Annotated in this window: 10 protein-coding genes and 1 riboswitch; of the genes, 9 read left to right on the top strand and 1 reads right to left on the bottom strand. The window is 46.1% G+C overall.

Features of this window, described 5'->3' with window-relative positions; genetic code table 11:
- Positions 1–18: 18 nt before the first annotated feature.
- Positions 19–909 (bottom strand): radical SAM protein, encoded by an 891-nt coding sequence (locus BUB66_RS06835; RefSeq protein WP_073256656.1) that lies wholly within the window; start codon positions 907–909, stop codon positions 19–21.
- Between the two features lie 154 nt (positions 910–1,063).
- Positions 1,064–1,210: riboswitch (FMN riboswitch) on the top strand.
- Between the two features lie 74 nt (positions 1,211–1,284).
- On the opposite strand from BUB66_RS06835, the gene ribD reads away from it, so the two are divergent.
- The 9 genes from ribD to BUB66_RS06790 all read left to right on the top strand — a co-directional run bounded on the left by ribD (position 1,285) and on the right by BUB66_RS06790 (position 10,173).
- Entirely contained in the window at positions 1,285–2,406 is a 1,122-nt protein-coding gene (ribD, locus tag BUB66_RS06830) for a bifunctional diaminohydroxyphosphoribosylaminopyrimidine deaminase/5-amino-6-(5-phosphoribosylamino)uracil reductase RibD (RefSeq protein ID WP_073256781.1), read from the top strand.
- Positions 2,391–3,038, top strand: coding sequence for a riboflavin synthase (locus BUB66_RS06825; protein ID WP_073256653.1), 648 nt, complete (start codon positions 2,391–2,393; stop codon positions 3,036–3,038). Before ribD ends, BUB66_RS06825 begins: the two co-directional genes overlap by 16 nt.
- A 56-nt stretch (positions 3,039–3,094) precedes the next feature.
- A complete protein-coding gene (locus BUB66_RS06820; RefSeq protein ID WP_073256650.1) occupies positions 3,095–4,297 on the top strand; it encodes a bifunctional 3,4-dihydroxy-2-butanone-4-phosphate synthase/GTP cyclohydrolase II in 1,203 nt (400 codons plus the stop codon).
- 21 nt (positions 4,298–4,318) lie between these two features.
- Positions 4,319–4,801, top strand: coding sequence for a 6,7-dimethyl-8-ribityllumazine synthase (gene ribH / locus BUB66_RS06815; protein WP_073256647.1), 483 nt, complete (start codon positions 4,319–4,321; stop codon positions 4,799–4,801).
- 122 nt (positions 4,802–4,923) lie between these two features.
- Positions 4,924–5,610 carry a cell division ATP-binding protein FtsE gene (ftsE, locus tag BUB66_RS06810; RefSeq protein ID WP_073256778.1) on the top strand — a complete coding sequence of 229 codons (687 nt, stop codon included), beginning with the start codon at positions 4,924–4,926 and terminating at the stop codon, positions 5,608–5,610.
- Positions 5,600–6,472, top strand: a complete 873-nt coding sequence (ftsX, locus tag BUB66_RS06805; protein WP_073256644.1) for a permease-like cell division protein FtsX — start codon at positions 5,600–5,602, stop codon at positions 6,470–6,472. The genes ftsE and ftsX overlap by 11 nt, the downstream gene beginning before the upstream one ends.
- 22 nt (positions 6,473–6,494) lie before the next feature.
- Positions 6,495–7,640: a murein hydrolase activator EnvC family protein gene (locus BUB66_RS06800; protein WP_073256641.1), complete on the top strand. Its 1,146-nt coding sequence runs from the start codon at positions 6,495–6,497 to the stop codon at positions 7,638–7,640.
- Between the two features lie 55 nt (positions 7,641–7,695).
- Positions 7,696–8,922: a S41 family peptidase gene (locus tag BUB66_RS06795; protein ID WP_073256638.1), complete on the top strand. Its 1,227-nt coding sequence runs from the start codon at positions 7,696–7,698 to the stop codon at positions 8,920–8,922.
- Between the two features lie 12 nt (positions 8,923–8,934).
- The gene (locus BUB66_RS06790; protein ID WP_073256635.1) at positions 8,935–10,173 is read left to right on the top strand and encodes a PDZ domain-containing protein; all 1,239 of its coding nucleotides are present in this window, start codon (positions 8,935–8,937) and stop codon (positions 10,171–10,173) included.
- Positions 10,174–10,379: the final 206 nt, after the last annotated feature.

Below are 10,379 nucleotides of genomic sequence, written 5' to 3'. Positions count from 1 at the left end.
GGCGGACCTCGCGCTTTTTTAGTATATGCGTTTTAATCCTGCGGCCCTGGCGATTTTTAACGCCTGGCTGTACTCTCGAGAAGTTATGCGTCTTGAAAGAACGGGGTCATTATGGGCCTTATGGGCGGGGTAATACTGGTCCATTAGATTAGTGAAAGTATTTGGAGAAATTTCTTCAGCGAGAAATTTCATAACTTCTTCTGTCCGGGCAAGATTTTCGGGCAGTACGAGGTGTCTTACTATCAAACCTCTAACTGCAAGTCCCTTTTCATCTACTACGAGGTCCCCTACCTGCCTGTGCATTTCCATTACCGCCCGCTTTGCCACGGTAAAATAACCCGGAGCGGAAGCATAAATCCTTCCCGTTTCGTCGTCGCCGAATTTTATATCAGGCATGTATATGTCTATGATTCCGTCAAGCAATTTCAAGGTTTGGACCGAATCGTAACCGCCTGTGTTGTAGACGAGGGGAATTTTTAAACCGTCTTTTACGGCTAGCTGCAGAGCCTCAATGATTTGAGGCACGCAATGGCTGGGGGACACTAAGTTTACGTTATGGCACCCGATTCGCTGTAATTCCAGCATTACATCGGCAAGTTCCCGAGCTGACATTTCCCTGCCTTCGCCGTAATGGCTTATCTCGCAGTTTTGACAGAATCTGCAGGCCATGTTGCAGTAGGCGAAAAATATGGTGCCGGAGCCGTGGGTGCCTACAAGCACTTCCTCTTCCCCAAAGTGCGGTCCCCAACTGCTCACTACCGCATAGCGGCCAGTGTGGCAAAATCCCCTCTCGCCTTTTAGGCGGTTTACATGGCATTCCTGGGCGCAGACCGCGCAATCGGATAAAAGTTCAACGGCTTTTTTAACCCGGCGGGATAATTCTTCAAAAGAAAGATTGCGATAGCCCATGCCAAAACACCTGCCTGCTTTGAAAACCTTCTTTAAATAATATTCTACCTCATCTGCCTTGGAATATTAAGTTTTTTCAAAGCAATGTTAAAGGCAGTATTGTAATCCCGTGCTTTGTATGGTATTATTAAATAAACTGAATATCAAATTTTGAGAAAGTCTTCGGGGCAAGGTGAGAAGGCATTTTGCCTTCAATTCCTGACCGGCGGTGATAGGCGAAAAGCCTTAAGCCCGCGAGCCGCAAGGCAGATCCGGTGAGATTCCGGAGCCGACAGTAAAGTCTGGATGGGAGAAGACTTGTTTAATTATTTTATTCGAGAATACCCTGAAGACAGCAGGGTATTTTTTATTTCAAAAATCAATCGGAGGTATTTTATGGAAAGAGACATTTTCTTCATGAAGCGAACGTTGGACCTGGCAAAGAAGGGCAGAGGCACCACCAGTCCGAATCCAATGGTTGGGGCGATAATAGTAAAGGACGGCGAGATAGTCGGCGAAGGCTACCACAGGAAAGCTGGAGAGCATCATGCCGAGGTGGTGGCCTTGGCCCAGGCAGGTGAGAGGGCTAGGGGGGCGGAGCTATTCGTAAACCTTGAACCCTGCTGCCACTTCGGCAGAACACCCCCTTGTGCCGATGCGATAATCAGGGCCGGGATAAAAAGGGTTGTGGTGGCCATGACTGACCCTAATCCCCTTGTAGCCGGTAAGGGCATTAAGCGCTTGAGAGAAGCTGGCGTTGAGGTAGAAGTCGGAGTACTGGAAGAAGAAGCGAGAAAATTGAACGAGGTGTTTATAAAGTATATCACGACTGGCAGGCCTTTTGTCGTCGCAAAAGTAGCCCAGTCCCTTGATGGCAAGATTGCTATGGCCTCGGGCGAATCCAGGTGGATTACAGGAGAACCTGCCAGGATAAAAGCCCACGAGTTTAGGAGCTGGTATGATGCGGTAATGGTAGGTATAGGCACGGTACTTGCTGATGACCCGCTTCTCACCTGTCGGCTGCCGGGAGAAAGAAAAAGCCTGCTCAGGATAGTGGTGGATTCGTGGGCTAGGATACCCCTTGACGCGCGGATGCTGGAATGCAAAGACGGGCAGATAATCATTGCTACCACGGAAGGGGCCGATAGCGAAAAGGTCAATGCTCTGAAGGAAAAAGGCGCTGAAGTGATAAAGGTTCCCGCTGTCGATGGCCGGGTAGACCTTAAGCGGCTGATGGAAATCCTGGGCAGTATGGGGATAACTAGCGTGTTGCTCGAAGGAGGGGCCACCCTTATAGCTTCTTTCATAAAAGAGAATCTGGTGGATAAACTGCTGGTGTTCCAGGCTCCTTTGATAATAGGCGGCAATGGAATTAATTCTATTGGAATTCTTCCCATCGATCAGCTGAAGCAAGCTCCACGGTTCAAATTTCATTCAGCCGAGGTGATAGGCGGGGATCTACTGCTGGAAGCCTATCCTGACCCTGGAAAAGGGGGATCCTCATGTTTACCGGGATAATCGAAGAGGTAGGAATTGTTACTAAATTGGTCGGGTCTTCTTCAGGAGCCCTGATTACCATTTCATGTAAAAAAGTACTGGAAGACCTTGAGGTAGGAGATAGTGTTGCAGTCAACGGGGTATGCCTGACAGCCAGGGACGTCAGAAACGATTCCTTCGTGGCCGACATTATGCCTGAAACTTTAAGGAGCACGACTTTGAGCGAGCTTTCGGCGGGTAAACGAGTAAATCTTGAAAGAGCTATAAAAGCGGGAGGTAGGTTTGGCGGGCATATAGTATTAGGCCATGTGGACGGGGTTGGTAGAATACTTAGAACTTATCCCGAAGGAAACTCGGTGGTGTTTGAAATAGGTGTGCCGCCGGAGCTGATGAAATATATTGTACCCAAAGGTTCCGTAGCCGTAGACGGCATCAGCCTGACCGTCCAGGCAGTGAGTATCCGTGGATTTTCAGTTTCTATAATACCCCACACCTTCAATGCTACGGTCCTCCAGTACAAAAACCAGGGAGACACGGTAAACATTGAAACTGACATTGTGGGAAAGTACGTAAGGGAGTATCTGCTAAAACTCAAGGAGAGCACTTCGGGAAAAGGCCTGAGTGCTGAAATGCTCAAGTCTTACGGCTTTTAGCCGCGGTTCAGGGCTGTTTTTTCAACCTTAGAGTCCAAAGAGGAAGGAGAAAATCGATGTCTGGGGAATATAAATTCAATACTATTGAAGAAGCCATAGAGGACATTAAGCAGGGCAAAATGATAATCGTCGTCGACGACGAGGACAGGGAAAACGAAGGGGATCTTGTCATGGCTGCGGAAAAGGTAACGCCGGAAGCCATAAGTTTTATGGCAATTCATGGTCGCGGCCTAATTTGCGTCCCCATTACGAAAAAAAGGGCTGAAGAGCTTGACCTGCCCTTGATGGTTGGCAATAACACCGACAATATGGGCACTGCATTTACAGTATCGGTGGATTACGTCGGAAATTCCACCGGAATATCGGCTTATGACAGGGCCGATACGGTAAAGGCGTTGATCGATCCGGCCACAAAACCACAGGACCTGCGCCGTCCGGGCCATATATTTCCCCTGATAGCAAGAGACGGCGGAGTGTTAAGGAGGGCCGGGCACACCGAAGCGGCCGTAGACCTTGCTCGATTGGCAGGGCTTTATCAGGCCGGCGTTATCTGCGAAATAATGAAGGACGACGGCACCATGGCAAGGCTCCCCGACCTTATGAGTTTTGCGAAAGAATGGGGATTAAAGATAATTACAATAGAAGACCTCATAAGGTACCGCAAAGCAAGAGAAAAGCTGGTACGTAAGGTGGCAGAGACGCTTTTGCCTACCGATTACGGGGAATTCAAACTGATATGCTATGAAGACATAGTTACTTCCGAGACTCACTTAGTGCTCATGAAAGGAGAGATAAACGAGGGCGACGTACCCTTGGTGCGCGTGCACTCGGAATGCCTTACCGGAGATGTTTTTTCTTCACAGCGCTGCGACTGTGGTCCTCAATTGAGGGCCGCCATAAAGTTAATTCAGGAAGAAGGAAAGGGCCTGATTCTGTATATGCGCCAGGAGGGTCGAGGTATAGGGCTTGCTAACAAAATAAGGGCGTACGCTTTGCAAGATGCGGGATTCGATACTGTGGAAGCCAATCTGAAGTTGGGGTTTCCTCCCGACCTTCGGGATTACGGCATAGGTGCGCAGATACTAAAGGACCTGGGGATTGAAAAGATGCGCCTTCTTACCAACAATCCTAGGAAGGTAGTTGGTCTTGCAGGTTACGGCCTTGAGATAGTGGAGCGTATACCGCTCAAAATCCCGCCTACTAAAAGCAACGCAAGGTATCTGGAAGCCAAAAAAGAAAAGCTGGGTCACTGGCTGTAAAAGAAGGAGGAGGATGATAAAATGCCCAAAATTATCCAGGCCAAACTGACCGCAGAAAACCTGAGATTCGGCATTGTTGTCAGCCGTTTCAATGAATTCATCACCGGCAAGCTGCTCGAAGGGGCGCTGGACTGCTTACTGCGCCACGGTGCCCAGGATGAGGCTATCGAGGTTTACTGGGTGCCGGGAAGTTTCGAGATACCATTTACGGCGAAAATAATGGCAGAGAGCGGGCGTTTCGATGCGGTAATCTGTCTGGGCGCCGTCATTAGAGGCGCGACGCCGCATTTCGATTACGTTGCGGCCGAAGTTTCTAAAGGGATTGCTTTAGTGTCTCTTGAAACAAAAGTGCCCACCATCTTCGGCGTCCTGACTACCGATACCATAGAACAGGCGGTAGAGAGAGCGGGCACAAAGGCGGGAAATAAGGGATGGGATGCGGCACTGACAGCTATAGAGATGGCCAATCTTAAGAAATTACTACCTACAAAAAGCGGCGAATAGCCGCTTTTTAATTTTCGCGGGAATATATTACCATAAAATATGAATCCCGAGAGGGAAGGAATTTTGGGATTTATGTCGAACTAAAAAAATAGTTGATGAGGAGTGGATTGAAAGTGCAACACATTATAGAAATGGTGGGAGTATCAAAAATTTACCCGGGCGGATGTGTAGCTCTCAGGGACATAAATGTAAAGATAGAAAAGGGCGAGTTTGTCTTTCTTGTAGGGCCGACTGGGGCAGGAAAATCGACATTTCTAAAGCTTCTTTTTCGCGAAGAATTGCCCACGCGAGGTCAGATTTTTATAAATGGGAAAAACATTACCCGTTTGAAGCCGAAGGAAGTACCTTATTTGAGGAGAAGGTTAGGAGTCGTTTTTCAGGACTTCAGGCTGCTTCCTCAAAAGACCGTTTATGAAAACGTAGCCTTCGCCATGGAAGTTATAGAGGCGTCTCCAAGGGAAATCAGGAAAAGGGTGCCAAAGGTTATCGAAATGGTTGGGCTTTCGCATAAAATGAACTCAAGGCCTAACGAACTTTCGGGAGGAGAGCAGCAAAGAGCGGCCTTAGCGAGGGCTCTTGTCAACAATCCAGATGTAATCATTGCCGATGAACCGACGGGCAACTTGGACCCGGATACTTCCTGGGAGATAATGAAATTGCTGGATGAAATAAATAAAAAAGGCACGACATTAATTGTTGCCACCCATGCCAAAGAACTCGTAGATGCCATGAAAAAAAGAGTTCTGCAGTTAGAAGATGGACAACTGGTAAGGGACGAAGAAAGAGGGGTCTACCGCTGTGAAACTTAGAACCATTCGTTACTTTTTCAAAGAAGCTTTCGCAAACCTTTTTCGGAACGGGTGGATGAGCTTAGCTTCCATAGGAGCCGTGGCTTCGGCACTGATAATATTCGGCTCTTTTTTGATGATATCGATAAATTTTGATTACATAGCAAAAAATGTGGAATCTCAGGTGGAGATTACAGCTTATCTCGAGGATTCAGTAGACAAGCTTAAGATAAACCAGATCGAATTGAGCATAAAAAGTCTGGATGGGGTTAAAGAGGTTGTATTTGTCTCGAAGGAACAGGCACTGGAGGAATTTAAAAAACAGGTGGGCGACGAGTTACTGGAAGGCATAGAAAATCCGCTGCCTAATTCCTTTCGCATCAAGGTTGAGACTCCTCAGGAAGTTTCAGGGGTAGCGGAAAGGATACAGAAAATAGAAGGGATAGAGGAAGTAAAATACGGCAAGGGCGTTGTTGAAAAGCTGTTTAAAATTACTTACTGGATGAGGCTGATGGGCCTAGCAGTAATGGCGATTTTTGCTACGATATCGGTCTTCATAATATCGAACACCATAAGGATCACAGTTTTTTCAAGGCGCAGGGAAATAAGCATAATGAAGTATATAGGTGCTACGGACTGGTTCGTGAGATGGCCTTTTCTGATTGAAGGCATGATGCTCGGGTTTACGGGCTCGCTGATTGCCATTGCTTTGCTGGCAGTTGGCTACAGTTATTTGTACAATATTGTGAAATTAAATGTTCCGATGATTTCTCTTCTTCCATTAAAGGAATTTAACGAGTACACTCTCGGTCTGCTTTTAATGGGGACATTTTTGGGGGCTTTTGGAAGCGGCTTTTCAATAAGAAGATTTTTGAGGGTTTAGTTGCCGAAAGGAGGATCGCGTTTTGAAAAAACAAAGAGCCCGCGAAGTTTTCGGTGTAATTTTAGCTCTGCTTTTTTTCATAACATCTATGATACCGGCAAAAGCGATTGACCTTGAAAATTTAAAAACCCAGCAAAGTCAAATATCGAAAAAGATACAGGAGATAAGGAATTCATTGAAAAAGGTGAACGCTCAAAAAAATAACGTTGCAGAAGAGCTAGAAGCCATAGAAAAAGACCTTCAGGAAACTCAAAATAAGCTCGCTGCTGCTGAAGCGCAATTAAAACTCACCCAGCAAAAGTTGACCATTACCCAGCAGGAACTGAAAAAAGCAGAAGAAGAAGTTAAAAAACAGGAAGATGACCTCAAGACAAGGCTGCGGGCGATGTACAAAGCAGGGCCCGTGGATTATCTGGAAGTAATGCTCGAGTCGGCTAGCTTTTCGGAATTTCTAACCCGTTTGGATATGGTAAAGCGCCTATTGGATTATGACAAAACACTTCTTATGGAATTTCAAGCGAAAAAAGAGTTAGTGGAAAAGAAAAAATCCGAATTGGAAGCCCAACGCCAGGTCATAGCCCGGCAGTATCAACTCATAAATACTCACAGGGCGAAGCTGGCTTCTCGCCAGCAGGATCGCCAGAGGCTTCTGGCAGCCCTCGAAGAGCAAAAAAGGGAATACGAACGACAGCAGGATCAGTTGGAAGAGGAATCCAGGAAAATAGCCGAGATGATAAAGCAAATTCAGGCGAGAAGCTCGAAGGGCTACGTTGGAACCGGAGCATTTCAGTGGCCTGTACCGAGTTCCAAGAATATTACATCCGACTATGGTTGGCGCATTCACCCGGTGTATAAGTCACGGCGCTTCCATACGGGGATAGACATCGGTGCCCCTATGGGAACTAATGTAGTGGCTGCTGACGATGGCGAAGTGATATACACTGGCTACTATGGGGGGTACGGCAATACCATAATCATAGACCACGGTGGAGGTATTTCAACGCTATATGCTCACCTTTCCAAAATATTAGTGTCTGAAGGGCAGAGCGTAAAAAGAGGAGAAAGAATAGGCCTTGTTGGAAGCACCGGCATTTCCACAGGACCTCACCTTCACTTTGAAGTAAGGAAGGAAGGCCAGCATGTAAGCCCGTGGAATTGGGTAAAATAATGTGGTATAATAAGCTTAATAAAATAAGTTTGTTTAATTTTAAGGAGTAAGATGGATGCTGACTGGAAAGAAAAAGATTATACGGGCGTCAATTACATATCTTATTGTATTCACCGCTGCGTTCTTTTTAGGGGCTGCTATCGGAGTTAGGCCCCTTTCTACTTTAAAAGAAAAACCCATCCTGGGAGAAGTTCAGACAAAGTCCGGGGAAACTTCCGAACTTATACCCGTTTCAGAAGTGATGAATTACATAAAGGAGAGGTACGTAAAGGAAGTTCCGCCGCAAATTCTCATTCGCGGAGCTATAAATGGGATGGTTCAGGCTCTGGAGGACCCCTATTCGGTATTCATGGAGCCGGAAGAATTCGAGGATTTCATGATTTCTTTGAACGGGAGCTTCGAAGGGGTAGGACTTTCGCTGGATGTGGACGAAGAGACCGGTGAGATTATAGTGGTTGCTCCTATAGAAGGCACTCCGGCTCATAAAGCAGGTATTCGCCCGAGGGACCGTATAGTTAAAGTAGATGGGGTGGAACTAAAAGGCAAGAGCATTGACGAAGCTGTAAAGCTGCTCAGGGGTAAGAAGGGGACAAAAGTCACCGTTTACGTGGAAAGGCCCGGTGTAAAAGAAATTCTTAAATACGAGCTGGTGAGGGACGATATAAGGCTAAAAACGGTAAAATGGGATATAATTGAAAATGACATCGGTTATGTGAGAATATCTTCCTTTGACTCTTATACTTCAGAGGAATTCGAAAACGCTTTGACAGCTTTGCAGCAAAAAGGGATAAAAGCCCTAGTGTTGGACCTAAGGGACAATCCCGGAGGAGACCTAGATGAGGCTGTGCGGGTGGCGGATATGCTCATGGGAAAGGGCCTCGTGGTCTTCACCAGGGATAGATACGGAAATAAATTGGAGGAGTACTATTCGGACGATGCAAGTCTTGAGCTTCCTCTGGCCGTGCTCATAAACGAAAACAGTGCCAGCGCTGCTGAAATCGTATCCGGTGCGCTGCAGGACAGCAAAAAAGCGGTGCTGGTGGGGAAAAGGACCTTCGGGAAAGGAACCGTACAGGAACTTATGCCTTTGAACGACGGGTCGGGCCTGAAGATGACAATTGCTAAATACTACCTTCCCAGCGGGAGGTCCATAGATGGAAAAGGAGTAGAGCCCGACGTTGAGGTATCTTTAAAGAAGGTCGAAAGTTCTTCTTATGAGATTCCGATAAATGAAGATGAGCAACTAAAGAAAGCCGTGGAAATACTAAAAACAAAGTTTTGAGGAGTAGGGTACATGTTTTTGCTGATAAAAATAGTCCGCTTCATTTTAGAAGGCATGCCGCTTTCAATGGTTAACCCCTTCTTTTGGACGGTAATATTTATAATTTGGCTGCAGTACAAAAAGACCGCCGACCTGGAAGCAAGAATGTTCGGATTTATTAGAGAAAGTCCGGGAAGGAAGGTTATTTATTCTATCCTGGCCGGTTTTATTGGTGGCATAATAGGTAGCCTTGTAATAGTCTTTTTGGGAATAAGCATAACCGAAGCAGGGCTGACTTACGTGTGGCCATTGGCAATTGCTCTTATGCTTATACATCCGCGCTTTATGTGTTTTTCCTATGCAGGGGGTATTGTTTCCCTCTTTTCTCTTGTTTTCGGTTTTCCGAAAGTTGATGTGGCAGGTCTCATGGCACTGGTAGGCGTTCTTCATCTGGTGGAAAGCATGTTGATTTACACTACTGGAGATTTGAACAGCACGCCTGTTTTTATCCAGGACAACAGGTATGGTGTAATAGGGGGGGTTTCCCTTCAGGAATTTTGGCCCGTGCCGATAATGATGTTAGCAGTAACTTCAGGACAGCTTCCAGTTCAGGACATGGTCAACATGCCTGAATGGTGGCCGGTTGTCAAACCTCCCTCCGAATTTCTTGGTAGGGAAGATATAGTATACCTTATGGTGCCGGTGGTAGCTGCCTTGGGGTATGGAGACATAGCATTATCAAGGACGCCAAGGGCAAGAAGCAGGTCGTCAGCAATAAATCTCATGTTTTTCAGCACCGTACTGCTTTTGCTTTCAGTAATAGCATCGAGAATACCGGCCTTTAAGTATCTGGCTGCCCTTTTTGCACCTGTCGCCCACGAGGCCTTGATAATTTACGGGAAGAAAAAGGAAAAGCAAAGTTCACCTCTTTTTGCACCGCCAGAAAAAGGAGTTAAGGTTTTGGACCTGGTAAAAGGGTCGCCGGCAGAAAAAATGGGGATTGAGCCTGGCGACGTGTTGATTGCCATAAACGGGAGGCAGATTGACAGCGAAGATGACATAAGGATGATAAAAGAAACCAGACCTACTTACGTGTGGTTGGATGTAATAAAGCCCAATGGGGAATCCAAAACGGTGGATATGATGGCTTATCCGGAAGGTATTGGAGTGTTAGGCTTGCTCGTTGTTCCAAAAGGTCAGGATGCTCCTTTTGTAGTAGTGGAAGAAAAAAGCTTACTTGAAAGGCTGAAAAAAATAGTAAAGAGGGGATAATATCAAGACTGATCCGAAGCTGCTTTGCAGCTTTTTTTATTTTTTGAATAAAAGTCAAAAAAATGTGGGATTATAAAATATGGAAAGGAGGGATGAAGTAAAGGACTTTTTAAAATTCAAGTTAAAATTAAGAAAATTTGTGGTAATTTACAACTTACATACTTGATAAATTTTTTACGATATGATATAATGATTGTGAAAGAAAT

The sequence above is a fragment of the Caldanaerovirga acetigignens genome (assembly GCF_900142995.1).
Lineage (GTDB): Bacteria > Bacillota > Thermosediminibacteria > Thermosediminibacterales > Thermosediminibacteraceae > Fervidicola > Fervidicola acetigignens.
Note: the sequence above shows the minus strand (reverse complement) of the source record. Positions and strands in the feature narration are given on the sequence as shown.